Source organism: Pseudoalteromonas sp. BSi20429 (assembly GCF_000238895.1).
Taxonomy (GTDB): Bacteria; Pseudomonadota; Gammaproteobacteria; order Enterobacterales; family Alteromonadaceae; genus Pseudoalteromonas; species Pseudoalteromonas arctica.
Genome location: NZ_BADV01000035.1, coordinates 25213 through 51509, shown reverse-complemented (window position 1 = coordinate 51509; position 26297 = coordinate 25213). Strand labels below are relative to the sequence as shown.

Genomic DNA, 26297 nt, shown 5'->3' with positions numbered 1-26297 from the left:
GTCTCGCTATATAAATATGTAATGCGGCTTTAAAAGCCGCAAATATTATTTCTCTTCCTGAGCTGTTTCACTGGTTACGTTCCATCCGCCACCAAGCGCTTTGTACAAGTTAATTTGGCTTGCAAGATACGCTTGCTGACCCGAAATTAACTGTTGCTGCGCGCCGTACCATGTACGCTGAGCATCAAGTACTTGCAAGTAGCTATCTGCGCCTTTTTCGTAACGCATTTTTGATAAATCAAATGTGATTTGTCGGCTACTTATAAGCATATCAAGGGCACTTAATTGCTCTTGGTAACCTTCTCTATCAGCAAGTGCATCGGCAACTTCGCGAAACGCATTTTGAATTTTTTGCTGATAAGTAGCCACTGCAATTTCTTGATCAGCTTTTGCTACATCAAGATTTGCTTGGTTACGTCCCATATTAAAAATAGGTAGGCTAATTGACGGCACAAAACTCCATGTACCCGAGCCTGAATCAAACAAGCCACTTAAATCACTTGAAGCAGACCCGGCATTGGCTGTTAAGCTAATACTTGGATAAAACGCTGCACGTGCAATACCAATATTGGCATTTGCAGCAAGCATTAAATGCTCAGCGGCTTTAATATCAGGGCGTTGCGATAACAGGTCAGACGGTAAACCGACCGGCACTTCTGGCATACTGATCAAGTTAGTCAGGTCTTTACTAGGCAGTAAATCAGCTGAAACAGATTTACCCACTAATAAATCTAGGGCACTTTTATCACGCTTTAACAAACGTTTGTACGTTGCTATGTCTACTTTTGCTGTAGCAACTGTACTTCTAAGCTGCTCAAGGGTAATTGAAGAAGTTGCACCTAAATCAAAACTTTTTTGCGTAAGCGATAATGACTCTTGCTGAGAGGTGAGCGTTTCTTTTGCAAGCTCTAGCAGTTGTAAGTCCGTCGCGTAACTAAGCCACGCATTTGCCAACTCTGAAATTAAAGACACCTGCGTACTGTATTGGCTAAGCTCTGTAGAGTATAAATTTTGGAGTGCTTGCGCTGATTGATTGCGTACTTTGCCCCAAATATCTAACTCGTAAGACGTAATGCCCACTGTTGCACTGTATTGCGAGCTAATAGCTGCATCGCCAGTACCCGACAAATCAGCCGGTAAACGCTGGCGCGTACCAGAAGCATTTAAATCAAGCGACGGATACAAAGCAGAATCTTCGATTTGATACAAACCACGAACACGCTGCACATTAAGCACTGCAATTTGCATGTCTTTATTGTGCTCAAGGCTTTGCGTAATTAAGGTTTGTAGCTTTTCATCATTAAAAAACTGCTGCCAATTTAATTGCTGCGCAGCGCTTTGCTCAGTACCTGATGCATAAGCATCAGATACTGGTAGAGCAAGGTCTTTTTGCTCTGGCGCTAATTGACAACCACTTAGCACCAATAAAGCAATTGCACTTAGGCTGAATGTTTTAATGCTCATTCTGCGCTCTCCTTTGTTGTCTCGTTAGTTTTACCAGGGAATACACGGCGAACTAACACAAAGAACAACGGTACAAATACAACAACTAATATTGATGATGCGAGTGTGCCGCCAATAATCGAAATACCTAACGCATTTTGCGCACCAGAACCCGCACTTGAGGCAATAGCAAGCGGTAAAACACCACAAATAAAGGCCATCGAAGTCATAAGTATTGGACGTAAACGTAAGCGTACAGCTGCAATAGCCGCATCAACTAAGCCAAGCCCATCATCCATTTTATGAATCGCAAACTCTACAATCAGTATCGCATTTTTAGATGCCAAACCAATGGTGGTCAACAAGCCTACCTGCAAGTAAATATCGTTAGATAAGCCACCGCCTAGCGCTGCCATAATTGCACCAAATATACCCAGTGGCACAATCATCATTACCGCAAACGGTACCGACCAACTTTCATAAAGTGCAGCTAAACATAAAAATACAAACAATAGCGATAAGCCATATAGTAAAGGTGCTTGACCACTACTTGAGCGCTCTTGGAATGAAATACCGGTCCACTCAGACGAAATACCATTAGGTAATTGTTTAACTAAACGCTCCATTTCATCCATTGCTTGGCCTGTACTATAACCCGGCGCTGCACTACCTTGAATTTCCATTGCTGAAAAACCATTGTAACGCTCTAAACGTGGCGAACCATACGTCCAGTAGGCACTAGCAAACGCTGAAAACGGCACCATATCGCCATTGTCATTGCGCACATACCATTTATTTAGATCCTCAGGCACCATGCGCGATTGTGCATCACCTTGCATATACACTTTTTTAACTCGACCACGGTCAATAAAGTCATTCACATAACTACTACCCCATGCTGTCGAAAGTGTACTGTTAATATCGTTTTGCGACACGCCAAGCGCTTCGGCTTTTGCCAAATCTGTATCAAGTTGTAGTTCTGGCATATCTTCTTGTCCATTTGGACGTACGCCCGCTAAAATTGGACTTTGGCTTGCTAAACCTAATAACTGATTTCGTGCCGCCAAAAGTGCGTCATGGCCAAGGCCTACACGGTCTTGTAAGAAAATATTGAAGCCATTAGCAGTACCCAGTTCAACAATTGCAGGTGGCGGGAATGCAAACACAAACGCTTCTTTTATCGTTGAAAAGTAGCCCATCGCTTTACCTGCAACACCTTGAACAGATAACTCGTCACGTTGACGCTCATCCCAATGTTTAAGGTTAACAAAGGCAATTGCTGAGTTTTGGCCAGAGCCTGCAAAACTAAAACCAGTAACGGTAAAAATACCATTCACAGCTTCAGATTGATCGTTTAAAAAGTGATTTTCTACCTTCTTAACAACCTCAAGCGTTTGTTGTGTTGTAGAGCCTGCCGGTAATGAAACTTGGTTAAACAAAATACCTTGGTCTTCGTCAGGTAAAAATGCCGTTGGCAAGCTTGAGAATACATAAACCATACCGCCCACAATCACGCCATAAATAAGTAAGTAGCGTTTAGAGTGTGTAAGCATACGGCCTACAAAGCTTTGTGCACCTGAATTTGTTTTATCAAAACCACGGTTAAAGCCTGTAAAAAATCGGCCAAATAACGTCTCATTGTTATGTACATGGCTTGGTTTTAAAAGCGTTGCACACAATGCAGGCGTTAAAATAAGAGCAACTAAAACAGATAACCCCATCGCCGATACCAGTGTTATAGAAAACTGACGATAAATAATACCGGTAGAGCCACTAAAGAATGCCATTGGGATAAATACCGCAGAAAGCACCATGGCAATACCTACCAGCGCGCCTTTAATTTCATCCATAGATTTACGCGTAGCTTCAAGTGCCGAGAGTTTTTCCTCGGTCATTAAGCGCTCAACGTTTTCTACAACAACGATTGCGTCATCTACCAATAACCCTATGGCAAGTACCATCGCAAACATCGTTAGCGTATTTATTGAATAACCAAAGGTGTACAAAATACCAAACGTACCTAGTAAAACCACTGGCACTGCTATTGTTGGTATAAGTGTTGCCCTAAAGTTTTGTAGGAACAAATACATAACTACAAAAACAAGTACAACAGCTTCAATTAAGGTGTGAATAACTTTTTCGATAGATAACGATACAAACGGCGTTGTGTCGTAAGGTATAACAGCATCTAACCCTTCAGGGAAAAACGGTTTTAGCTCTTCAATTGCTTTTTTAACTCCAGCGGCAGTATCAAGTGCGTTAGCACCACTGGCTAATTTAATACCTAATCCTGATGCCGGTTGTCCATCGTAACGAGCAACAACGCGGTAGCTTTCACCGCCAAGCTCTACTCTAGCAACGTCCTCTAGACGTACAAAAGAGCCATCTGGATTGGTTTTAACCAATATTTGTTCAAATTGCTCTGGCGTTTGTAATCGACTTTGCGCTGTTACTGTTGCATTAAGTTGCTGACCATCAACGGCAGGCATACCGCCAAGTTGACCGGCAGATACTTGTGCATTTTGCGCACTAATTGATGCACTAATATCAGCAGGTGTCAGCTTATAATTTTGTAACTTTGAAGGGTCTAACCAAATACGCATCGCGTACTGAGAACCAAACAGCTGCACTTCACCTACGCCTTCAACACGCGAGACAATATCTTGCACGTTTGATGAAACATAATCACCAATATCAATATTGGTCATGCTGCCATCTTTAGACACAAAAGCATAAACCATTAAAAAGTTACGCGCTGACTTTGCAACTACAACACCTTGCCTTTGTACGGCTTCTGGTAATAGTGGAGTCGCTGTCGCTAGCTTATTTTGCACTTGAACTTGTGCAATATCAGGGTCAGTTTCAGCGCTAAACGAAAGTGTAAGCGTAGCAGAACCACTCGACTCAGACGTAGATGACATATAAAGCAGGCCATCAAGTCCTTTCATTTTTTGCTCAATAACTTGCGTTACCGTATCTTCAAGTGTACGTGCAGATGCACCAGGGTACGTTGCAGTAATACTCACTGCAGGTGGTGCAATTGAAGGATACTGCGAAATAGGTAAACTCCTAATCGCCAAAATACCTGCAAGCATCACTACAATAGCGAGTACCCAAGCAAATATCGGTCTATCGATAAAAAATCGTGACATTAAAACTCTCCGTTATTGCGCTTGATCGGCTTTAGCAGACGATTGAATTTCAGATGGATTCACTGGTGCACCAGGGCGGATTTTTTGTAAACCTTCAACTATTAACTTATCGCCATCCATTAAGCCATCAGTAACAAGCCAATCAGAACCAATCGTTCTATCTACTTTTAATACGCGGCTTTCTACTGTGTTGTCTTTGCTGACAACCATTGCTGTTGGTTCGCCTTTTGAATTACGGCTAACACCACGTTGCGGAGCTAAAATAGCACCCGCCTTAACACCTTCCACAATAGAAGCTCGGGCATACATGCCTGGCAGTAATAATTTTTCTGGGTTTGAAAATTTAGCACGTAGTATTACTGAGCCAGTACTTGGATCAACTGTCACTTCAGAAAACTGCAATGTGCCTTTATGAGGATAAACAGAACCATCTTCCATAATAAGTTCAACGTCAGTTTGGCTAGTCGAATCAACACTTAGAGCACCTGATGATATTGCTTTTTTAAGTTTGGTAAGCTCATTACTTGATTGTGTTAAATCGATATAAATTGGATCTAACTGAGTCACTGTAGCAAGTGCAGTACTTTGATTGGCACTTACTAATGCACCTACTGTTACGCTTGATTTACTAATTTGACCACTAATTGGTGACGACACATGGCTGTAATCAAGGTTAATTTGCGCCGATTTCAACTGCGCTTTAGCCGTTAATAATTCTGCTTTTGCTTGTTTATATGCAGCATCTGCTTCATCAAAGTCTTGCTGACTTACCGCTTTTATTTTTAAAAGCTCGCTAAAACGAGATGCTTTAGCTTTACTACTTGAAATACTCGCCTGAGCACGTGCAACACTTGCTTCACTTGCTGCTAAGTCTGCTTCAAATGTCGCAGGGTCTATTTGATACAGAGCCTGGCCTTGTTTAACCTCTTTACCTTCTACAAATAAACGAGATTGCACAATACCACTTACTTGTGGGCGAATTTCAGCAATTTGAAATGCACTGATACGACCAGGAAGTTCTTTTTTGAGAGTAAGCGCTTGGCTTTTTAATGTAAGTACACCCACTGGTACAGCTTTAGGAGCTGAAGCTTGTGACTGCTCAGCAGCCTGATCGCAACCAGTTAAAGCAACAGAACCGACGAGGGCTGACAATACAAATAAAGCGATGCGGGAACGCTGCATGTTAAATACCTTTTAGTTTAGAGTGAACGATCATTCTAAATTAAAACGCGCTGATAATGAATCTTAATTAGAAGAAATTTACACAAACTTACACTCCTCAGTACAATATACGTCTTAGGTTGCATTTAATGTTAATTAGATGAAAATAGAATCAAGACTGTATGAAAATAAAACAACTTAACATATTGAAATAATATCTCATTTTAGAAACGAAGTTTTTAACAGACACAAAAAAGCCAAGCAAATACAGCTTGGCTATTTATATAAAAACTAAAGCGCACACCTTATTTTAAAGGATATTAGCACTCTGCGGGTTAATAACCCTTGAAACTAACAACTGCTCTACCCTAATTCCTTCTACATCAACAACTTCAAACTTAAAGCCTGAAAAAGTTAAATGCTCCGCGCGTTTAGGTATTCGCTTCATATTGTAAATTAAAAAGCCAGCGACCGTTTCATAGTGCATCTGATCAGGAAATTCTTCTATATCAAGTACTTTTGCTAAATCGGTAATTGGGGTTAAGCCATCTACAAGCCATGAATTTTTATCGCGTTCTATGATTAATTCGTCGCCTTGATGAGTAATTAAATCACCCATAAACCCTTTCATTAAATCTTTTACCGTTACAATGCCCACCGAAAGCGCATATTCGTTTACGACAACAGCAAATGGTTTTGCTGCGCTTTTAAACGCATTTAAAGCTTCTGATAGGCTTAATGTTTCCGGTAAGTAAAAAACATCTTTATCAATGAGATCATCGTTTATATTGGCAGCTTCGCCCTTTAATACTTGTCGTAAAATATCTTTAGATTCAACAGAGCCATGCAACTTATCTAAATTTCCTGACACCACTAAAAAGTGGTTATGAGGATGGTCAATAATTTTAGTCGCAATATCATGGCTAGATTCGTTTAAATCAAAATATACAATTTGGTCGCGTGGCGTCATTACGCTTGATAAAAATCGCGCTTCTAGGTCAAACACATTGCCAATGAGTTCATACTCTTGCTTTTGTAAACTGCCATATGCAGCACCTGCTTCCATCATGGCAACAATGTCCTCAGTTGTCACATTGTCTTCTCGCTCAGCGGGTACTTTAAATAAGCGCAGCACAAAGTTAGTGACACCATTAAAAAACATCACCAGCGGGGTTAATGCAAAGGTAACCCAGCGCATTATTGTAACCACTCTAACAGCGACCGCTTCTGGCATGATCATCGCTAAACGCTTTGGCATTAAATCGGCGAACAATATAAACAAGGATGTAATAGTAAAAAATGAGAATAAAAAGCTAATTTTTTCTAAATGCGCACCTTGATAAAACAATACCAACACACTTTCAACATAAGGCGATAAGGCCTGCTCGCCCACAATACCACCCAATATCGCAATCGCGTTGAGTGCTATTTGGATCATGGCAAAAAAAGCCCCTGGATTTTCTTGTAGCTTTAGTACCGCTGCTGCCTTTATATTCCCTTCATCTGCCATTACTCGCAGTTTTATTTTACGCGACGCTGCAATTGCTATTTCTGACATAGCAAACAACGCACTGATCAAGATCAATAAGCTAATCCCGATTAAATCACCCATTTAATGCTCCAAAAAGTTAGTGCTTTTTTAAACAAAAAGCAGCTGGATTATAATCGGTTTTTAAAATGCGGCAATTTATATTTATAAAATATATTAAAGTAATTTAATTTCATGAGGTTACATTGATTAAACTGTTTTTTTAAACTGTTTAATTGCCTTTAAAGGCGACTTTTAATTGAACAACTAAGGCCGGATCCATATTTATATTACAAGCAAAAAATAATGGAGATTGAGCTGTATTTAGATTTAGTAATGGCTCGAGTAGCTCAAGCCTAGGCTCTGTTTTAACTCGGTAGTTAAATTGCTTTTTGTTGAGGATAACAAAATCAAGTATATGGTGACGAGTGCTTATGAGTTTATCTATTTTATCTAGGCTATCGATGAGTAATAAATGCTTGTTCTCACTAAAGCCCCTCTCAAGCAAATAGTGATGACTAAAGTTATCACGCAGTACTGCTATTTTATATTTTTTAGCATCATTGAGAGTATTTAACTTTATACCTCTAGATTTTAGACCATAAATGGCTGAATCAAAGCTTTCCAGTTCACCTACCCAGTTAAACTTACTTTCTCTATTAGGTAATCGAACAATTGAAAATATACAGGTATTTTTATCGCGTAGCGCTGCATTGTAAGATATGGCCCAACTATGCGCCAACATAGTGTATTTTATACCAGTGCCTTCTAGCGCTTTATGAACTTTATCGACAGAACGGCCAACGAGTTTATTATCTTCATTGAGATACTGAAAGTCCGGAAATACTTCCGTTACTATTGTGATTTCAGTTGCATCAACTTTAATACAGCTAATGAACAATAAAAAGATCAATAATTTCATTTAGCAAGGCCTCAACTAACTCATTATAAGTATTTAATAAATATAGCTGAGGCTTTATGAACTGCTAGTTTTTAGTCATGTAATGCACACTTATACGCTGATAGTGCTAGTATTTATAGCTCCTACAGCTTACTTGTTCATCGCACTAATTAAAAAGGCTGAAATTTTAGCGCCTTCTCTAAGTGTCGTTTCAGAGCTTGATTGACCCACTAAAGAGCTGTCGGTAAATGGCGCTATTTCCATCATATCAGCACCTGTAATCGGAAACTCATCCGCAATGGCTGATAAAATATCAAGCGCATGCTGTGGTGTTAAACCGTTATGCTCTGGCGTACCTGTGGCAGATGCAAACTCTGCATCAAGCGCATCAATATCAAAGCTTACGTATACTTCATCAACGTTATCAGCTTTTAATTGTGCAATAGCGTCGGCAGCAACCGCTGCTGCGCCGCGCTCAATGATTTCATGTGCCCAATGTTGCTTAACGCCAAAGGTACTTTCCCAGTGCGCTTTAGGCTTGCCACTTGAGCGTATACCAAATTGTATTAAATGATGTGGTGCCGGTAAAAACTCTAAAATATGTGTACACCAAGAGCCAAAACATAAATCTATGCCTAGGCGCTCAACAAGTAAATCGGTATGCGCGTCAAAGTGAATAATAGCGGTACGCTTACCTTGCTCACGTTTTGCTTTTAAGTACGCTTTGGTAAGTGGGTAACTAATTGAGTGATCGCCACCAATACCAAATATCCCTTTATCTTTAAATGTCGCGTAAAAGCTGTCGCATACATCCTCTGTGATTGATAACGGACTTACGTAATAGTCGTTATCTTCATTACCGTATAGGGCTTTTTGGCAATTAGAAATGGTTGCATCATTTAGGTATTTATCATGAAGTAAATGTGGGATTACACGTACATCGCCTAAATCAAACGAGTGACACTGCGGTTGCTGATCAATTAAAGCTGAGCGCACAAACAGTGGCCCCCAGTTTGCACCGCGTAAAATACCACCGCCACAGTCTGAGCTAATACCTAACATAACGGCTTTATGTGGAGAATTTGGTAATTCATTTAAAGACTCGCGCCACAAATTATCAACGTTTTCAGTTTGCCCATAAAGCTTATTACGCAGTGCGGCTTTGCGCTCTTTTGCAGTATTTACTGTGTATACGCCATCACCCGGTGCGCACAAACAGTGCTCAACTTTGTTTTTAAATGCTTCAAATTGTGTGCTCATAATAAACTCCTTCGATTTTTATTCTGTACGTAGCTAATTACTTTTGATTAGTTATGCAAAATCACCAAAAGTGCCTAAACTTCAAATAAATTCCACTTTGCTAAATAAGTCTGTGCCTAATATAAATAAACACGTTATCTTTTACGTGCTTAATACAAATTTAAGCCATTGAATTAATTTAATATTAATGAACATTTACCATAAACTATTTAATTGTAGTTACGCGCTTGGTTGATACTTATTATGTCTGCTTGAACATGTCAACAGCGCAACAAGGCTACTTATATAAGCACTTGATTGAATATTCATAGTTGATGAATAAATCAAATTAGTTCTTAAAATTATTAAGACTTAATTGGAGGAGTTAAGATAAAACGGACAATCGTCCTGTACTTGATAAACGTTTCTAGCAATGATGCTAGATTGACACAATTTATTATAAAAAGGCTTAGCTATGGAAAAGGTATTTCACTTAGGACTATGTATTGACGATCTTAAAGGTGCAAAACTTGCGATTGTACCGGGCGATCCAGATCGTGCTGCACGCATTTCACAATTCCTAGACAACCCAACCTGCCTTGCTCAAACTCGTGAGTTTCATGTTTACTTAGGTCAACTAAACGGCCATTCGGTGGTTGTTTGTTCTACGGGTATTGGTGGTCCATCTACGTCGATTGCAGTAGAAGAATTAGCACAACTTGGCGTGCGTAAATTTTTACGTATTGGTACAACAGGTGCGATTCAGCCACATATCAACGAAGGCGAAATTTTAATTAGCCAAGCGTCTGTACGTTTAGACGGTGCAAGCCAGCATTTTGCTCCTCTTAGCTACCCTGCTGTGTCTGACTTTTATGCAACACAAGCTATGGTACAAGCATGTAAAAACTTAAATATCGATTTTCATATTGGTATTACTGCATCAAGCGATACATTTTATCCAGGACAAGAGCGTTACGATACGCATTCTGGTTACGTTCCTAAATCACTACAAGGTAGCTGCGAAGAGTGGCAAAAACTGGGCGTGATGAACTACGAAATGGAATCAGCAACATTATTTACTATGTGTGCAGCCCTTGGTTTACAAGCAGCATGTGTTGCCGGCGTACTTGTTAATCGTACTCGCCAAGAAATACCAAATGTTGACCATGGTGAAATTGAACGTAAATCTGTAGCGGTAGTATTAGAAGCGGCTAAAGTATTACTTGATTAATACACGTTATAGCAGTTAGTGAGTTATTAATTCGATAGAATGACTCGCTTTAATAAAGCACAGCTCCGGCTGTGCTTTATTGTTTTTAAGAGGTTATTTTAGCTGAGCGCTAATTACTTCTATTGCCGGTAGATTTTTAAAACTTGCAAGTACAGCACGTGCTACACCCGCTTGGTTTTCATGGCCTGCGGTTTCTAAAAGTGTAATACCTTTTACCGTCTGCTCATCAAAGCTAAGCCCTGCGATAAATAATTGGCTAAGTGCACTTTGCAGTGGCGACAAGCTTGGGCTGTATGCTGCGTTTTCTGCGTAACTTCCGTAAAAATCACCATTTTCAAATGTACTAATTTTTACTGCACTAAAGTTTTTACTATAGGGTACGTATGCGTTTAATGCTGTACTTGCTAGTTTTTCATCTAGTTGATCATTTGCAAATACTTGCTGGTGAGGCTCTGGATTAAACAAGCTAAACGCGTTACCTAAATCGGTAGGGCCAAACGAGTGCGGCAGTAATTCTGCCAATTTAAAGTGTTGCTCTGGCAATAAAATATCAAACTCTTTCGCATCAGCGAGTTCGTTCATAAACTGACGACAATACCCACACGGTGCATCGCTAATCGCTATTTTAACTATTTTTTTGGCGCCGTTTAACCATGCGTTATTTATAGCCGATTGCTCTGCATGAACCACTAAACTCAATGCTTGATGATCAAACTCTACATTTGCACCAAAGTAAAAGTTTACCTCATCGTTTTCATCAAGTGCTTTAACAATTGCGCCTACATGAAAATCTGATATCGGCGCAACAGCATACTCAGAAGCCAAAGGTACTAAACCTTGTAATAATGCATCATCAGACACATTGAGTTGTGCGCATAACGCTTTAATATTATTAGAATTTAATATGCCATGTTGTGATTTTAATTGACTACGTAATGACGCTGTTTGCGCTACGTTTAATGTGATGTGAGAATTTGTAAGTGCTGTATCTTGCTGTACAGTAAAAGTTGCTGAAGCCATAACATTTTTTAATTATTCAATGGCTAAGTAGTTTAAAAGGTTAGGATGTTAAATACCAGCCTATTTAACGCAAAAAAAGGGAGCATATCGCGTGCTCCCTTTTAATACCAATAGGTATACCTAACAAAATAAAGTGTTAGCCGGTATTACGCATACCTGCAGCTATACCTGTCATCGTGATCATTAACGCATTATCAATGTCACCTTCGTTGCGTTTTTCCTCTGAGCGAGCACGGCGTAAAAGCTCAACCTGTAGTAAGTTAAGTGGATCGGTGTACGGGTTACGTAAACTAATCGACTCCTTAATCCAAGGTTGTTCGGCTAGTAGGCTTTTTTGCGGGCTAAGTGATTGCACCAAGCTAATGGCTTCTTGAAGCTCTTTACGAAGTGTTACACCCAGTGGTTTGTACATATCTTCCACCAGCGCATTATCATAATGCTCACTCAACCAACAATCGGCTTTACTAAATACCATTTCTAGCATTTCTAGGCGCGATCTAAAGAACGGCCACTGTAAGCTCATTTCGTTTAGGGTTTCAGCGCCGTACTTATTAAGCGCAGCTTTTAAGCCTGTTAACGCACCTAGCCATGCAGGAAGCATTAAACGGTTTTGGCTCCACGCAAAAATCCATGGAATAGCACGCAGGCTTTCAACGCCACCATTAGGATTACGTTTTGCAGGACGCGAGCCAAGCGGTAACTTAGACAGTTCAAGCTCAGGTGTTGCCATTCTAAAGTAAGGTACAAAGTTTTCATCATGACGAACTACATTACGGTAATGCTCACATGACTCCTCACTTATTAGCTTCATTACTTCGCGCCACTGCGGTTTTGGCTCCGGTGGCGGTAATAAGTTACTTTGCAGAACTGCGCCAGCGTAAATATTTAAGCTTTGCAGTGCTACATCGGGTAAACCAAATTTAAAGCGAATCATCTCGCCTTGCTCGGTTACACGCAAGCCACCTTTTAATGAGCCAGGCGGTTGTGAATGCAGCGCTTGTGCAGCGGGTGCACCACCACGTCCTACTGTACCACCACGTCCGTGGAATAAAACAAGCTCAATACCACGTGCATCAGCAAGCTGTACTAGCTTATCCATTGCTTCGTATTGCGCCCAACCTGCTGCCATCATGCCAGCATCTTTAGCTGAATCAGAATAACCAATCATTACGTTTTGGGTGTTTTTAATGTGCCCGCGATACCAAACATTATCAAGCAATGTGGTAATTACATCACTGCCTGCGTTTAAATCGTCGAGTGTTTCAAATAACGGTGCTACTGGTAAATCAAAGCTACAGCCGCTTTCTTTTAGCAATAGTTGTACTGCTAAAATGTCTGACGCTGTTCGTGCCATCGAAATAATATACAAACCAAATGTTGCTTCGTCTTGCTTGGCAATTACATCAAAGGTATCAAGTACTTCTTGTACATCTGGGCTTGGTTGCCAATGTTTTGGAATAAGCGGTCTGCGTGAGTTAAGCTCTGCAAGTAAAAATGCTTGTTTGTCTTGCTCTTGCCATTGGTTGTAGTCGCCTAAACCTAAATAACGAGTCAGTTCTGAAAACACATCGCCGTGGCGAGACGAATCTTGGCGCACATCAAGTTTAGCTAAACGCAAACCAAAGCTATTTATACGGTGCAGTAAATCAAGTAATAAACCATCCGCAACTACTTTCATATTACACTTTAATAACGAGCGATAGCACACTTCAACTGGGTGCTTAAGCTGATTAATATTAGTAATTAAATCTTGTGAATCGCTGCGCTTATTTTTAATTTTAGCACCTAAGTGCGCCACTGTTTCCGCAACCTGATTTTTAAGCTTTTTAATTACTGCTCTATATGGTTCAAATTCCTGCCCTGCAAGCTCAACAAGCTCATCACTGGCATCTGACATAGAGAGTTCAGCGCACAACGTTTTTAAATCTTGAATGTATAAGTTAAGTGCCATCCAACGACCGTGATCAAGCACTTCTTTTGTTACCTGCGATGTTACAAATGGATTACCATCACGGTCTCCACCCATCCACGATGTAAACTCAATTGGACTGTAATCTATTGGTAACTCTAAGCTCAACTGGTCTTTAACATTGGCTGAAAATTCACGTAAAAAGCGCGGAACCGCATGCCAAAGGCTATTTTCTATTACTGCATAGCCCCATTTGGCTTCATCAACTGGCGTTGGGCGAGAGCGACGAATATCGTCGGTATGCCAAGCTTGGCTAATCAGCTGTTCAATACGATTTAAAATATTGTCCCGCTCTTGCACTAAGTTATCTTTTCGCTCTAATGACGCTAAGCAATCACTTAGTTCAACGTGTTTGTTAATAATAGTACGGCGCGTAACCTCGGTTGGGTGAGCGGTCAGTACTAAGTTTATGTGGAGTTTTGAGAGTGTTTCGGCCAAATGATTACTGTCTAACTGGCCTTGTTCTGCTTTTGTAGCTAACGTTTTTAATGTTTGAGTGAGAGGGTTTTGTTGACCAAGGCCAACGTCATTAAAACGCGAAACGGTATGAAATTGCTCTGCTACATTAGCAAGGTTTAAAAAATGATTAAATGAACGGGCAACCGGTAAAAGCTCTTCATCACTAAGCGCATGTAAAACATCTATTAGCGCTTGTCTGTCGTCTTCGTTACCACTGCGAGATGATTTTGATAAAGCACGAATTTCTTCCACTTTATCTAAAATCGCTTGACCTTGGGCATCTTTAATTGTTTGTCCTAGTAGTTGCCCTAGTAAATTTACATTACCTCGCAAGGCGGCGTATTGTTCACTCATTTATCAGTCTCCATTTTTTCGTAGGACACTATTAATATCATCATGAAGAGATATTTAATAGATCCATTTGCAATGTCTTGTCGTAAAAAAGTATATATAAAATAATCACAAAGCATTCACATGATCATTTTTTACGATGGTAACTGCCCTCTTTGTAGCACCGAAATGCAGCAACTAAAACACGCTGATAACAAAAACTTAATTACGCTTGAAGATCTTAACGCGAGCGACTTCAGTGAGCGCTACCCGTATATTGATAAAGACAAAGCAATGAACTACCTGCAAGCTCAAAAGCAATCAGGTGAAATGATTTATGGGCTTGATGTAACTTACGAAGCATGGAAAATAGTGGGTAAACACAGCTGGTTGAAAATTTTTCGCTTGCCAATAATTCGCTTTTTCGCTGACTGCGGATACCTATTATTTGCTAAGTATCGGCACCCCATCAGTCGCTTTTTTAATGCCAAATACTCAGTGCAGTAACGGCCAATGTGGACTAAAAGCAAAAGGTGATAAATGAAAACTATTGTTTTATTCGGCGCAAGCAGTGCCATAGCAAATGCATATATAGAACATCTACAAATAAACACGCCTACTCATCAGATCGTTTGTATTAGTTCAAAAAGTATTGAGTCTGGCTCAAGTGTTGTCCACCTACATACTGACTACACAAAACAAAGTTTAGCGCGCGTTACTAATTACCTAAAAGAGCAAAATGCCGATATACAACAAGTTATTATATTCAATGGTACACTGCACAACGAAACCCATATGCCTGAAAAAAAGCTGGAGGATTTAGACGCTGAGTATTTTAGCCAACTTCTAAATTCAAACACCCTAACTCCCCTACTTTGCTTACAGAGCGTATTGCCGCTGTTAACCCACAAAACGCAGTGTACTATTACAGCACTCAGTGCGCGTGTGGGCAGCATTAACGACAATAAATTAGGTGGTTGGTATACTTATCGCGCATCTAAAGCGGCGCTTAACATGCTATTTAAAACTGCCGCTATAGAGCTTGCTCGTCGTGCTAAAAATACCAAACTCATTCTGTTTCACCCTGGCACTACCGATACAGCACTTTCAAAGCCCTTTCAAAAGAATGTACCTGAAGGCAAATTATTTACCCCTGAATTTGTAGCCAAGCAACTATTTGAATTAACAAACAATAACCCTGATTTAAAACTAAACGGTGAGCCTGCTTATTTAGACTGGCAAGGCTCTACAATACCGTGGTAAGGACTTTTAATGCATTTTACTAAAGCGCAAATAGACGCACTTGAAAAACATACCCGTACACATTTAATTAATTCTCTTTCGGGTTTTAAAAGCGCTAATTTAATTGGCACGCAAGATTTACTCGGCAATACCAACTTATCGATTGTAAGCTCTGTTATTCATCTTGGGGCTAACCCACCGTTAGTCGCAATGATAATACGCCCTCATAGTGTGCCGCGTCATACATTTGAAAATATTTTACAAACGGGCACTTACACCATTAATCAAGTGAATAAGTCAATTTACAAACAAGCTCATCAAACTTCAGCCCGTTACGATAAAGAAGAGTCTGAGTTTGATGCTACAGGCTTAACACCTGAATACTTAAACGACTTTGCAGCGCCTTTTGTAAAAGAAAGCCGCTTAAAGTACTCGGTTAAATTTGTAGAAAACCAGCATTTAGCCATCAATGGGACTGAGCTCGTTATTGGCGAAATTATGGATGTTTTTGTTGATAAAGAAGCACTGCAAAGTGATGGTTTCCTAGATTTACAAGCAATAGAAACAGTCGCAGTAACCGGGCTTGATAGCTATCATACAAGTAACAAACTAACGCGCTTACCTTATGCTAAAAAGTGAATGTTATGTGTTTAAAGCTGCAAGTAATTGCAGCCTCTTATCGCATAACATTGAATTTTACCTTGGTATTAATCACACTAGCTAAAAATCCAAGGAGAAAAACATGACCACTATAGGTATAGGTACACAATCAAGCGAACAAGCGTTGGCAAGCTTAAGTAATATGACGCTAACGCTGACCCCTATTGCTGCTGACGAACATTTAGAGCGCATAGCAAAGGCGCAAGCTTACATGTTAGCAAACAATATTGATGCAATTTATTTAAACGCTGGCACCAACCTAACCTACTTTACAGGTATGAAATGGTACGCGAGCGAGCGCATGGTTGGCGCAATATTACCGGCCCTTGGTGAAGTACAATACATTGCGCCTTATTTCGAAATTGGTTCACTAAACGGGTTTAAAGTAATAGAGGGACCTATTCATGGGTGGCAAGAGCACGAAAATCCTTATGCACTTTTTGTTGAAGTACTAAAAAAGTTAAATGTTAATGAAAACGCAACCATTGGCATTGATGAAAGCGCACAATTTTTTATATTCGACGGCATTAATAAAGCGCAAACGGGTTTAACACTCATAAACGCACAGCCTGTAACGGCGCATTGCCGTATGCATAAATCAATTCACGAGCTTAGCTTAATGCAGCGCGCGATGGATATGACCTTAGCCGTGCATCAAGCCACAGCAAGCATGCTTTATGAGGGAATAACCACCACCGAAGTAGAAGCCTTTATTAAGCAAGCACATCAAAAAGTAGGCGCACCAGGTAACTATTTTTGTATTGTTTTATTTGGTATTGCAACGTCTTTTCCGCACGGTGTTAAAGACGCCCAAGTACTTAAAAAAGGCGATATGGTATTAATTGATACCGGCTGTAAAGTACACGATTACCTATCAGATATAACCCGTACCTATGTATTTGGCGAACCTACAATGCGCCAACGGATGTTTTGGGATCATGAAAAAGCAGCGCAAATGGCGGCATTTAATGCAGCTAAAATCGGTGCCACCTGCGAAGACGTAGACGCGGGCGCCCGTAACTATTTAGCGGCGCAAGGCCTAGGTCCGCAGTACCAAACACCGGGTTGCCCGCATCGAACGGGCCACGGCATTGGGCTAGACATTCATGAATGGCCATACTTAGTTGGCGGTGATAAAACCCCACTTGCCCCAGGCATGTGCTTTAGTAACGAGCCAATGTTAGTTATACCTGATGAATTTGGCATACGTTTAGAAGATCATTTTTACATGACCGACAACGGCCCTCATTGGTTTACAGAGCCTAGCCATAGCATTGACGACCCATTTGGGCTTAACGCCTAAAACTAAATACCTTCAAGAGCAGCTGTTTAGCTGCTCTTTTTAGTTTGGTATTGATAAAGCTAAATTAATCCCAATATCCTTTTTTATACTTAGTTATAAGCAATCCTCAAAAGGATAAATATGAAAAACTTTAAAATTGATATCGTTTCAGACGTAATGTGCCCTTGGTGTGTAGTGGGTTATAAAAACCTAGAAACTGCACTAGAGCAACTTAAAGACGAAATGAGCGCAGATATTACGTGGCATCCTTTTGAACTAAATCCAGATATGCCAATTGAAGGTCAAGACTTAAACGAACATTTAATGCAAAAGTACAACCTAAGTGAAGAACAAGGCGACGAAAATCGTAAAAACATGTTCGAAGCAGGAAAGCGTGCTGGGTTTACCTTTAATTTTGATGGCAAACGCATCATGATCAACAGCTTTGATTTGCATCGTTTATTAATGTGGGCACGTGAAGAAGGTAAGCAAACCGAGTTAAAACTCGCCTTTTTTGAAGCGCACTTCACAGATTTAAAATACTTAAATCAAGAAGAAGCGTTGCTCGACGTTGTTGAAAAAGTGGGTCTTGATAAAGAAACTGCGCGCGGTATTCTACATTCAGACAAATACGTACAAGACGTACGCCAAGAGCAAGACAACTTTAAACAGATGGGTATTACGTCAGTACCTACGTTTATCATAAACGATAAATATGCGCTTACTGGCGGACAACCAAGCGACTCATTCATTCAAGCACTAAAACAAATTAGTGAAGAAGAAGCCAAGAAAGACGCTTAATATACAAATAAAGTTTAAAATTAAGAAAGGCTGCACATTGCAGCCTTTCTTGTATATTCATCAGTTCAAAAAAATACAAAGTTGTTATTTACCTTAGATCTCTTTTGGTGTCATTATAGAAACTACATTTAACAAATCGATAACAACACCTATAAAGGGATTTATAATGAAATATATAATTACAACATTAACTTCACTGTTTCTTTTAACCGCATGTTCAACAACACCTTTAGCTGATAACCCTCACTCTACGCTAATAATGCCCAGTCCTCCGGAGTATCCAATTAAAAGTGTCCGTGAAAAAATTGAAGGTAGTGTGACAATGTCTTTTGATGTAAATACATCTGGTAAGCCCATTAATATTAAAGTGATTAAAGCTGAGCCTGTGAAAATTTTTGATAAAGCAGCGATTCGCTCTCTTTCTAAATGGCTTTACGCACCTAAAGTAGTTAATGGTATTGCGGTAGTTGATGAGAATTTAGAAATGACTATAGATTTTAATTTAGCAAAATAATAACTAACTCATTTTGACTAAAAGGGAACATTTATTTGTGTCTTCATAATTTCCTTTATTTATTAATACTTATCAATAAAATAACCTAATTTATATGAGACTAAAAATGCAACTATCAGTATAGCCAAGGATATACTCAACCTTTTGAATGCAATTAATTTCATTTCAAGAGGATTCATTAAAGCAGCTAATAAATTGCCGAGCACACTTAAAAATGATACTAAGAATAAAAATAAAAGGACAAAACCAATAATTTTTCAATCATTTAATTACCATGTATAGATCCTTGGTTGTTTAATAGCTGCTTCAATAATTAAAATAGACTGTCACGTTATTTGGACTAACAAAACTGTGCTACTAAATTTACTTTTTAAACTTAGAGTTCATCTTTTTCCTTTCCATTTTTCCCTAAGAAATAAGGGGAGGTGTCAGTGTTATTTAGCATTTGCAAATAGCAGCAATTGCATTGGCAGAAAATAAAAAACTAATAAATACTCTAAATAACATTTTATTTAATATCCTTATTAAAAATAAACCTCATCACCTAAAAACAAAAAGACCTGACTCTATTTATTTACTTTTTCTTGAAGCTGTAAATAAAATAAAAGTTATCACTTTTCTTATGTAAGCATAGGCCCTCTTTAGAAATAGGGTTACAAGTGTTTGTGAAGGTATTTTTATCTATATTATCCTTACTCTTGCTTGCTATAGCATAGGTAAACTTAAAGTCTTTAGTATCTTTTCTAATAACCTCTAAACCATAAATCCCATATGAGTTTCTTTTTCCAGATAAAACCCCAATTTCGCTTGCTATCTTAGTGATCTCATATAGCTCCACATCGATTTTTTTTAAATCACTACTGACTAAAGGAAAGTTGCTTCCTGCTATATATTCATTTGAGTTTTCTTTTAAATATTTCAATATTGCAATTAATTCTTTATGATTATTAGAAACTATTTTAGAAGCTATATTTTCACTTTCTAAAATTAAACTCTCTCTTATAGGTTCGTAATTTTCACCCGCTCCACACGACACTAATAGAAAAAAACTGAATAATATGTAAAGTCTAAAAATCAACATGACTTACCCCTCCCATTTTTTCGTATTCTGCCCATATTGGAATAAATTAAGATGACACCCATCCTAATTCTTAGTTCGTCAAAGTGTAAATTTAGGATAGGTGATGAAATGGACGCTTGCTAAGACGCGTCAATTGCCAAACTGCTTAAGTAAATTAAGTAAATTAAGTAAATTAAGTAAATTAAGTACGGTAAAGTACTTTGATTACATGCCAGCCGAATTTTGTTTTAACTAGGTGTGGCTCTAAAATTGCGCCTTTAAACGCAATTTTGTCAAACTGTGGAACCATTTGTCCGCGTCTAAATTCACCTAAATCTCCGCCTTTTTTGCCCGATGGGCATGACGAATACTTTTTAGCTAAGGTTTGAAACTTTGCACCTTTACCTAATTGCTTAATAATATCTTCTGCAATTTCTTTGTGCTTAACCAAAATATGAAGTGCATGTGCTGTGTTTGCCATGAAAAAAGCCTTTTATACCGTTAGCTAAAATTAAACGCGGCGATTTTAACACAACCCCATAAACCTAGCATCTACTTATACTGCAGTGTATTAACGCCTAATTTATAAATAATGTTTAGCATCATCTGGGTTGGGAATTCTGCAATACTGATATTTTCCAAATAAGGTATAGCGGTTTAAAGCAACCCTATCGTATAACCAATTATTAAGCCTATTTGGCAAAATACTAAATACGTTTGCTAGTTTGTATGGGTAACCTAGCTGCTTAACAACGTTAAAAAAAGCATGGCTTTGCGTATACGCTTTACCGTTTTCTAGGTAAACCATTGAGGCATATTCACTGGTTGAAAAACCAAAATGCGTTAACAACAGTTCTCCTTTTGGAGATTGCACGCTGCATAATTTAAAAATGGTATTAGTGTCGTGAGCAATAATAAAGTTACACCACGCGCTGCAAAGCTTACATTGCGCATCAAATAATATAATTTTTTGATTTTGCATTAGTGTAGCTGCATCATCGCTCATAACACTTTCCTTAAGTTAAGTACTAAATTACTGCTGCACCGGCTTTTTTTGTAACTTGCGCTGCAAAGTACGTCTATGCATATTAAGTTGCCTTGCGGTAACCGACACGTTGCCATTATTGCTGTGCAGTACTTGTTGAATATGCTCCCACTCTAAGCGCTCCGGCGACATAACCGCATCACCAATAACATTCGATGCCGATGCCACAGGCTCGGTGTTAAGCGCTTTTAATAATGTTGCCATATCAACCGGTTTAGTAAGGTAGTCGTTTGCACCTAACCGCATTGCCTCTACTGCGGTTGCAATACTTGCAAACCCAGTTAGTAAAACAATATGAGTTTGGGGGAGTAAACTACGCAGCGGCTTTATGAGTGCAAGTCCGTTGTCGTCACCTAGTTTCATGTCTAATAAAATAAAGTTAGGTAATAGTTTGCGTGCAGCAAGTAACGCATCACTTTGATTATGCGCCACCTCGCAGGTAAAGCCTTGTTTAGTTAAACGCCTTGCTAGTGTGTTGGCTAAATTTATGTCGTCTTCAATAATAAGTAGCTTCATCAGGCTGTTTTCTCGGTGTTTACAATAGCGAGTTTAACTTTGGCGACAGCGCCGCCATCTGCATGGTTAAACAAGGTAAGCGAGCCATTTAAACGCTCAAAAGTAACGTTTGATAAAAGCACAGCAAGCCCCATTCCTTGATCGCTTGGCATAAGTTGCCCGCCCAACTCTGCTAACTGAGATGACGAAAAGCCACAGCCAAAATCACGAATTAACAAGTAAACGTATTCACTATGTAAGTTATCTTGCTGCCAACTCAGCTCTAATTGAGCTTGACCTTGTTTTTGATTAGCGAGCGCGGCGTTTTGCAATAAATTTAAAATAGCAGGCAATAACATCGCATCACTCAATAGCGTTGCCGCAATAGGTGGCGTTATCCATTTAATGTGCTGATCAGGGTATTGCAGTAAAAGTGTATCTGTAATTTGTGTTTGCAGTTGCTTTACGGTGGTATGCTCTTGTGAGTTTTTAAGGCGTAACTGCCTTGAGAGTTCTCTAAAGTCATTAAGTTGTGTACTGCACTGAGTAAGCGGCGCTTGCATGTGCTTAATAATAGGATTGTTTGGTTGCTCTTCTAATAGCTCTTCAAACAAGAACTGTAAGTTTGCAATTGGGGTCGCTAGTTGATGGGTGATTTGTGCAGCGGCCCCATCAAGGGTAACAAGCTGTTCATTACGCAATTGTTTTTCACGCACGTTTGCAATAATTCGCTCTCGCTCTTTAAGTGCCCTGCTCATTGCGCCAATCACTAATGCGATTACGCTAGCACTTAAAACAAAATTAACCCACATACCAATAAAGTGACCACTCATATTCATTTGATGCATATTGTGATCGGGCATCTTTATCAGTAAAAAACTGTATGCGGCAATGGCTAATACCGCAATATAAGCTAATCCTTTTTCTCGCAGCGTAACAGCAGCGATCATTATCGGGAGCAATAACAGTGATACAAATGCATTGGTTGCACCACCGCTTAGCGAGAGTAAAACCGTTAAAAATAATACATCAGCGGTTAACTGCATCAACATACCCAAAGGTTTAGCGCGGCCCACATTACGATAAGCAAACAAGCTAATAAGCTGAAACACAGCCTCAACGGCAATAACAATCAGTAATGGCAGTAATGCAATTTGATGTTCTAGTAAAAAATAAACGCTAAGCACAGCAATTAATTGCACCGCAATAGCACCGCTTCGCAGCATTAATAGTCGACTAATGGTGGGGTCGGTTTGCATTAACAAGAGGTTATTCCCCAATCAAATGTTTAATAAGGTTATTTTAACGGTTATATGATTTTTAATCATCATCCATCGAAATTGAAAACGGTGCACAAGGCGTTCCTTGATGAAACACCATTTTCCATTGCCCACTAGTTTGGCGCCAAAGCGACATACGCAATGAATAATTAAATTCACTGCGAGCAGAGCGCCTATAAGCAGCTTGATAACTAAGTTGCACTACGTCATCACTTAGCATTCGGCCCTTAAAATGCTGATTATAAAACTGTGGCACAACCTCGGTAGGTAAGCGGGTAAGTACTTGGTATTTATTAAATGTAGTGCCATTGGCAGCAATTTCGATAAATTCATCATCGAGTAAAGCATCTAATGCGCGCTCAGATTGGCGAACTTCTGGGTCTAGTAACTGGCGCTCAGCGTCAATCAAATGATTAAACAACGACACTTTTATTTTGCTGCTCATAACCTTCCCTATTGTTTATAAACTTGCCCGGCTTTCATAACAAATTGCACGTTTTTAAGTACGTCGATATTTTTAAGCGGTGAGCCATTCACACTGATAATATCTGCTTGTTTACCAACACTCAAGTCGCCAATGAGTGCGCTTTTCCCCAGCAGTTTAGCTGCATGTATGGTTGCTGATTTAATAGCTTGGGCTTCGCTCATACCATTGTTTACCATTAAACTAAATTCGTTAGCATTGAGCCCATGACGAGACACCCCAGAGTCTGTTCCAAAAGCTATATTAACCTTGTTTTTCAGTGCAAGCTTAAACGAAGCCTGCATTTTTGGAGTTACTTCACGCACTTTGTCGGCTATTGCCGGTGGCATATTTGGATTTGTAAGCACCTCTTCACTTACCGTTGCACCCGCTAAAAGCGTCGGTACTAAATAAGCTCCCGTTTTTTTAAATAACTTTATTGCCTCTTTATCTAAATAAGAGCCATGCTCAATAGAATCTACACCGGCTTTTAAGGCCGCTTTTATACCTTGTGTACCGTGTGCATGCGCTGTAACTTTACGCCCCAAGTGATGAGCAGTATCAACAATTGCAATCAGCTCTGCATCTGTAAGTTGTTGGTTAACACCAGCAGCGGTATTACTTAGTACTCCACCCGTGGCAGTAATTTTAATTACATCAGCTCCACTTTTAATTACCTCGCGTACCGCACGGCTACAATCATCCGCGCCATTACATATACCAATCCCGCCTGTAACCGCATCTGTAATATCTTTTCGATAACCGTGCATATCTGCGTGTCCACCGGTAGGCGATATTGTATTACCCGCTGCAAAAATGCGAGGGCCGTTAATATCATTTCGCTCAATAGCACGTTTTAGCGGAAATATAACTTTGTGATCGCTACCTAAATCTCGCACTGATGTAAAACCCGCATCGAGCGTACGTTGTAAATATTTAATTGAGCGCAAAGCATAATCGGCGTCATATTCTGTTGCCCAGCGGTGAGGGTTTGCTTTAGCATCTCGCTCAAACGTAACGTGAACATGCATATCAATAAGACCAGGCATTACAAATTGATTTTTAAGATTTATAACATCGGCATCAGGTAGGTTAAGTTCTGCTTTTGTGAGGTAGCCGCTTTTAATGGCTGTTATTGTATTATCTGTTATGACTAACGTTTGCTCTGTTTTTACTTTTTGATCCTCGAATGCAAGTAAACTGCCCGCATAAATAATTTTATGCTGTTGAGCAAAAGCCCCATTTGCTATTAATGCCAGCGTTATTGCAGTGAATGTTGTTATTAGTGTTGTTTTCATACTTGCTCCTTTTTTATACTAGCATTACCTTAAATAACCTGTAATTGCGAATATTTACGACACAAAGCATGCTATAAACTAGTCTTGAAAGCCGTTTTTTGGTATAACTCACCCATTAGTAATACATGTCAGACCACCTTAAGAGAACATACTATGCCTTACGCACATATCACTGGTTGGGGTAAATGCATTCCACCAGCAAGCATTAGCAACGATGAAATTAGTGAAATAGTTGATACCACCGACGAGTGGATAACCTCGCGTACAGGCATTAAATCTCGCCGAGTGAGCCATGTAAGTACCGCCGAGCTGGCAACCGTTGCAGCTAAGCATGCTATTGCCTGCGCAGGCGTTGATCCTAAAGATATTGATTTAGTAATATTAGCAACCTGTACACCTTCTACTGTTGTGGCAAATACCGCCTCGCAAGTGCAAAAAAATATTGGTGCAACAGGCGCTGCCGCAATGGATACAAACGCGGCATGTTCGGGCTTTTTATATGCATTGCAAGCTGCTACAGCACAAATTCAAGCGGGTATGATCAAAAAAGCAGTGGTCATTGCCGCTGAGCGTATGACCTGGTACGTAAACTGGGCACGTCGCGATAGCGCTGTTTTATTTGGCGATGGCGCAGGTGCAGTAGTACTTGAAGCGGCAGATACGCCAGCTGGTTTACTAGCAACCAAAACTGGTTGTGACAGTGAAGACCGCGATATTTTACACATCACTAACTTTGGTAGTGATTTAAATAAATATGAGCCAATTGGTCCATCTGATTTATTATTTGAAGGTCGTGAAATTTTCAAACGTGCTGTTAAAGGCATGAGCGAAGCGTGCGACGATGTACTTAAACAAGCCGATTTGAGCCTTGATGACATTAATGTACTCGTTCCACACCAAGCTAACTTACGTATTATTCAAGCTATTCAGCATCGCTTAAAAGTACCTGACGAAAAAGTAATGGTTAACATTGGTGAGTATGGTAATACCTCTGCTGCTACGATTGCTATTGCGTTATGTGAAGCCGTTGAGCAAGGGTTAATTAAACCGCATTCAAACATTATGTCTGCTGCATTTGGTGCAGGCCTTACCTGGGCTGCAAGTTACATAAAATGGGGCGAACGCGTAATGCCTATTAGTGTAAGCGATGCCGCTTTACCGCCATGTAATAAAACCGGTTTAGAACTTGTAGCACCGGCCGTTAAAGCATGTAAAGAAGCGCAGCCCAGCTAACACAACATGTAATAAGTCACATATAAAACGCACTTAATTAAGTGCGTTTTTGCTTTTTAAGGAATTAAATTTGAAACTTTTAGGTATTCACCACGCTGCTATTATTTGTAGTGACTATGCACGCTCTAAACACTTTTATAGCAATGTACTTAAACTTAACGTTATTAATGAGCACTTTAGAGCTGATCGTAATTCATATAAGTTAGATTTAGCCATGCCCGATGGTAGCCAAATAGAGCTATTTTCGTTTGATGGAGCGCCCGCAAGACCAAGCTATCCCGAAGCACAAGGCTTAAGACATTTAGCTTTTAAGGTAGCGGATGTACAGATTGCAAAAACGTATTTAGAGTCGTGCGAAGTAAACGTTGAGGATATTAGAGTGGATGAAATAACCGGCAAAAAATTTACCTTTTTTGCCGATCCAGATAACTTGCCACTTGAGCTTTATGAGGTTTAAAACTCATAAGCTCAAGTTCTTACTATTGAATCAA

The 26297-nt window shown here is 39.6% G+C and carries 23 protein-coding genes and 1 pseudogene; 9 read left to right on the top strand and 15 right to left on the bottom strand.

Annotation, left to right across the window (positions count from 1 at the left end; genetic code table 11):
* Positions 1–45: 45 nt before the first annotated feature.
* The 6 genes from P20429_RS12100 to P20429_RS12125 all read right to left on the bottom strand — a co-directional run bounded on the left by P20429_RS12100 (position 46) and on the right by P20429_RS12125 (position 9445).
* Positions 46–1464: an efflux transporter outer membrane subunit gene (locus tag P20429_RS12100; RefSeq protein WP_007582391.1), complete on the bottom strand. Its 1419-nt coding sequence runs from the start codon at positions 1462–1464 to the stop codon at positions 46–48.
* A complete protein-coding gene (locus P20429_RS12105; protein ID WP_007582390.1) occupies positions 1461–4595 on the bottom strand; it encodes an efflux RND transporter permease subunit in 3135 nt (1044 codons plus the stop codon). Before P20429_RS12105 ends, P20429_RS12100 begins: the two co-directional genes overlap by 4 nt.
* A 12-nt stretch (positions 4596–4607) precedes the next feature.
* Positions 4608–5777, bottom strand: coding sequence for an efflux RND transporter periplasmic adaptor subunit (locus P20429_RS12110; protein ID WP_007582389.1), 1170 nt, complete (start codon positions 5775–5777; stop codon positions 4608–4610).
* A gap of 289 nt (positions 5778–6066) precedes the next feature.
* Positions 6067–7368 carry a hemolysin family protein gene (locus P20429_RS12115; protein ID WP_007582388.1) on the bottom strand — a complete coding sequence of 434 codons (1302 nt, stop codon included), beginning with the start codon at positions 7366–7368 and terminating at the stop codon, positions 6067–6069.
* A gap of 148 nt (positions 7369–7516) precedes the next feature.
* Positions 7517–8206, bottom strand: coding sequence for a transporter substrate-binding domain-containing protein (locus P20429_RS12120; RefSeq protein ID WP_007582387.1), 690 nt, complete (start codon positions 8204–8206; stop codon positions 7517–7519).
* Between the two features lie 129 nt (positions 8207–8335).
* A complete protein-coding gene (locus tag P20429_RS12125) occupies positions 8336–9445 on the bottom strand; it encodes an arginase family protein (protein WP_007582386.1) in 1110 nt (369 codons plus the stop codon).
* A 454-nt stretch (positions 9446–9899) separates the two neighbouring features.
* On the opposite strand from P20429_RS12125, the gene udp reads away from it, so the two are divergent.
* Entirely contained in the window at positions 9900–10655 is a 756-nt protein-coding gene (gene udp / locus P20429_RS12130; RefSeq protein ID WP_007582384.1) for a uridine phosphorylase, read from the top strand.
* Between the two features lie 93 nt (positions 10656–10748).
* On the opposite strand, the gene cdd is transcribed toward udp, so the two are convergent.
* The gene (gene cdd / locus P20429_RS12135) at positions 10749–11675 is read right to left on the bottom strand and encodes a cytidine deaminase (RefSeq protein ID WP_007582383.1); all 927 of its coding nucleotides are present in this window, start codon (positions 11673–11675) and stop codon (positions 10749–10751) included.
* 136 nt (positions 11676–11811) lie between these two features.
* Positions 11812–14457, bottom strand: a complete 2646-nt coding sequence (gene ppc / locus P20429_RS12140) for a phosphoenolpyruvate carboxylase (RefSeq protein ID WP_007582382.1) — start codon at positions 14455–14457, stop codon at positions 11812–11814.
* A 120-nt stretch (positions 14458–14577) separates the two neighbouring features.
* On the opposite strand from ppc, the pseudogene P20429_RS12145 reads away from it, so the two are divergent.
* The 6 genes and pseudogenes from P20429_RS12145 to P20429_RS19375 all read left to right on the top strand — a co-directional run bounded on the left by P20429_RS12145 (position 14578) and on the right by P20429_RS19375 (position 18932).
* Positions 14578–14977, top strand: a pseudogene (locus tag P20429_RS12145) (thiol-disulfide oxidoreductase DCC family protein).
* Positions 14974–15696 carry an SDR family NAD(P)-dependent oxidoreductase gene (locus P20429_RS12150; RefSeq protein WP_007582379.1) on the top strand — a complete coding sequence of 241 codons (723 nt, stop codon included), beginning with the start codon at positions 14974–14976 and terminating at the stop codon, positions 15694–15696. Before P20429_RS12145 ends, P20429_RS12150 begins: the two are co-directional and overlap by 4 nt.
* 9 nt (positions 15697–15705) lie before the next feature.
* Positions 15706–16314, top strand: a complete 609-nt coding sequence (locus tag P20429_RS12155; RefSeq protein ID WP_007582377.1) for a flavin reductase family protein — start codon at positions 15706–15708, stop codon at positions 16312–16314.
* A 103-nt stretch (positions 16315–16417) separates the two neighbouring features.
* Complete coding sequence (locus tag P20429_RS12160; RefSeq protein WP_007582375.1) at positions 16418–17638, top strand: Xaa-Pro peptidase family protein; 1221 nt, start codon at positions 16418–16420, stop codon at positions 17636–17638.
* A gap of 120 nt (positions 17639–17758) precedes the next feature.
* Positions 17759–18418, top strand: coding sequence for a DsbA family oxidoreductase (locus P20429_RS12165; RefSeq protein ID WP_007582373.1), 660 nt, complete (start codon positions 17759–17761; stop codon positions 18416–18418).
* 166 nt (positions 18419–18584) lie between these two features.
* Positions 18585–18932 carry an energy transducer TonB gene (locus tag P20429_RS19375; protein WP_033026616.1) on the top strand — a complete coding sequence of 116 codons (348 nt, stop codon included), beginning with the start codon at positions 18585–18587 and terminating at the stop codon, positions 18930–18932.
* A 574-nt stretch (positions 18933–19506) separates the two neighbouring features.
* On the opposite strand, the gene P20429_RS19370 is transcribed toward P20429_RS19375, so the two are convergent.
* The 7 genes from P20429_RS19370 to P20429_RS12195 all read right to left on the bottom strand — a co-directional run bounded on the left by P20429_RS19370 (position 19507) and on the right by P20429_RS12195 (position 24573).
* Positions 19507–20013: a hypothetical protein gene (locus P20429_RS19370; protein WP_033026614.1), complete on the bottom strand. Its 507-nt coding sequence runs from the start codon at positions 20011–20013 to the stop codon at positions 19507–19509.
* A gap of 181 nt (positions 20014–20194) precedes the next feature.
* Positions 20195–20473: a peptidylprolyl isomerase gene (locus P20429_RS12170; RefSeq protein ID WP_002959014.1), complete on the bottom strand. Its 279-nt coding sequence runs from the start codon at positions 20471–20473 to the stop codon at positions 20195–20197.
* A gap of 102 nt (positions 20474–20575) precedes the next feature.
* Positions 20576–20998 (bottom strand): thiol-disulfide oxidoreductase DCC family protein, encoded by a 423-nt coding sequence (locus P20429_RS12175; protein ID WP_007582366.1) that lies wholly within the window; start codon positions 20996–20998, stop codon positions 20576–20578.
* A 27-nt stretch (positions 20999–21025) separates the two neighbouring features.
* Complete coding sequence (locus P20429_RS12180; protein WP_007582365.1) at positions 21026–21553, bottom strand: response regulator transcription factor; 528 nt, start codon at positions 21551–21553, stop codon at positions 21026–21028.
* Positions 21553–22791 carry a HAMP domain-containing sensor histidine kinase gene (locus P20429_RS12185; RefSeq protein WP_193371816.1) on the bottom strand — a complete coding sequence of 413 codons (1239 nt, stop codon included), beginning with the start codon at positions 22789–22791 and terminating at the stop codon, positions 21553–21555. The genes P20429_RS12180 and P20429_RS12185 overlap by 1 nt, the downstream gene beginning before the upstream one ends.
* Before the next feature lie 61 nt (positions 22792–22852).
* Entirely contained in the window at positions 22853–23257 is a 405-nt protein-coding gene (locus P20429_RS12190) for a DUF4440 domain-containing protein (protein WP_007582361.1), read from the bottom strand.
* An 8-nt stretch (positions 23258–23265) separates the two neighbouring features.
* Positions 23266–24573 (bottom strand): amidohydrolase family protein, encoded by a 1308-nt coding sequence (locus P20429_RS12195; RefSeq protein WP_007582360.1) that lies wholly within the window; start codon positions 24571–24573, stop codon positions 23266–23268.
* Between the two features lie 153 nt (positions 24574–24726).
* On the opposite strand from P20429_RS12195, the gene P20429_RS12200 reads away from it, so the two are divergent.
* Entirely contained in the window at positions 24727–25806 is a 1080-nt protein-coding gene (locus P20429_RS12200) for a ketoacyl-ACP synthase III (protein ID WP_007582359.1), read from the top strand.
* A gap of 70 nt (positions 25807–25876) precedes the next feature.
* A complete protein-coding gene (locus tag P20429_RS12205) occupies positions 25877–26263 on the top strand; it encodes a VOC family protein (protein WP_007582358.1) in 387 nt (128 codons plus the stop codon).
* Positions 26264–26297: the final 34 nt, after the last annotated feature.

Excerpts from the sequence above, each read along its gene's own strand:
- P20429_RS12175 (WP_007582366.1), bottom strand. The coding sequence starts at position 20,998 with ATGAGCGATGATGCAGCTACACTAATGCAAAATCAAAAAATTATATTA.
- P20429_RS12200 (WP_007582359.1), top strand. The coding sequence starts at position 24,727 with ATGCCTTACGCACATATCACTGGTTGGGGTAAATGCATTCCACCAGCA.
- P20429_RS12120 (WP_007582387.1), bottom strand. The coding sequence starts at position 8,206 with ATGAAATTATTGATCTTTTTATTGTTCATTAGCTGTATTAAAGTTGAT.
- P20429_RS12185 (WP_193371816.1), bottom strand. The coding sequence starts at position 22,791 with ATGCAAACCGACCCCACCATTAGTCGACTATTAATGCTGCGAAGCGGT.
- P20429_RS12190 (WP_007582361.1), bottom strand. The coding sequence starts at position 23,257 with ATGAGCAGCAAAATAAAAGTGTCGTTGTTTAATCATTTGATTGACGCT.
- udp (WP_007582384.1), top strand. The coding sequence starts at position 9,900 with ATGGAAAAGGTATTTCACTTAGGACTATGTATTGACGATCTTAAAGGT.
- P20429_RS12125 (WP_007582386.1), bottom strand. The coding sequence starts at position 9,445 with ATGAGCACACAATTTGAAGCATTTAAAAACAAAGTTGAGCACTGTTTG.
- P20429_RS12155 (WP_007582377.1), top strand. The coding sequence starts at position 15,706 with ATGCATTTTACTAAAGCGCAAATAGACGCACTTGAAAAACATACCCGT.
- ppc (WP_007582382.1), bottom strand. The coding sequence starts at position 14,457 with ATGAGTGAACAATACGCCGCCTTGCGAGGTAATGTAAATTTACTAGGG.
- P20429_RS12100 (WP_007582391.1), bottom strand. The coding sequence starts at position 1,464 with ATGAGCATTAAAACATTCAGCCTAAGTGCAATTGCTTTATTGGTGCTA.
- P20429_RS12105 (WP_007582390.1), bottom strand. The coding sequence starts at position 4,595 with ATGTCACGATTTTTTATCGATAGACCGATATTTGCTTGGGTACTCGCT.
- P20429_RS12195 (WP_007582360.1), bottom strand. The coding sequence starts at position 24,573 with ATGAAAACAACACTAATAACAACATTCACTGCAATAACGCTGGCATTA.
- P20429_RS12180 (WP_007582365.1), bottom strand. The coding sequence starts at position 21,553 with ATGAAGCTACTTATTATTGAAGACGACATAAATTTAGCCAACACACTA.
- P20429_RS12160 (WP_007582375.1), top strand. The coding sequence starts at position 16,418 with ATGACCACTATAGGTATAGGTACACAATCAAGCGAACAAGCGTTGGCA.
- P20429_RS12170 (WP_002959014.1), bottom strand. The coding sequence starts at position 20,473 with ATGGCAAACACAGCACATGCACTTCATATTTTGGTTAAGCACAAAGAA.
- P20429_RS12110 (WP_007582389.1), bottom strand. The coding sequence starts at position 5,777 with ATGCAGCGTTCCCGCATCGCTTTATTTGTATTGTCAGCCCTCGTCGGT.
- P20429_RS19370 (WP_033026614.1), bottom strand. The coding sequence starts at position 20,013 with ATGTTGATTTTTAGACTTTACATATTATTCAGTTTTTTTCTATTAGTG.
- P20429_RS12150 (WP_007582379.1), top strand. The coding sequence starts at position 14,974 with ATGAAAACTATTGTTTTATTCGGCGCAAGCAGTGCCATAGCAAATGCA.
- P20429_RS12115 (WP_007582388.1), bottom strand. The coding sequence starts at position 7,368 with ATGGGTGATTTAATCGGGATTAGCTTATTGATCTTGATCAGTGCGTTG.
- P20429_RS12165 (WP_007582373.1), top strand. The coding sequence starts at position 17,759 with ATGAAAAACTTTAAAATTGATATCGTTTCAGACGTAATGTGCCCTTGG.
- P20429_RS19375 (WP_033026616.1), top strand. The coding sequence starts at position 18,585 with ATGAAATATATAATTACAACATTAACTTCACTGTTTCTTTTAACCGCA.
- cdd (WP_007582383.1), bottom strand. The coding sequence starts at position 11,675 with ATGGCTTCAGCAACTTTTACTGTACAGCAAGATACAGCACTTACAAAT.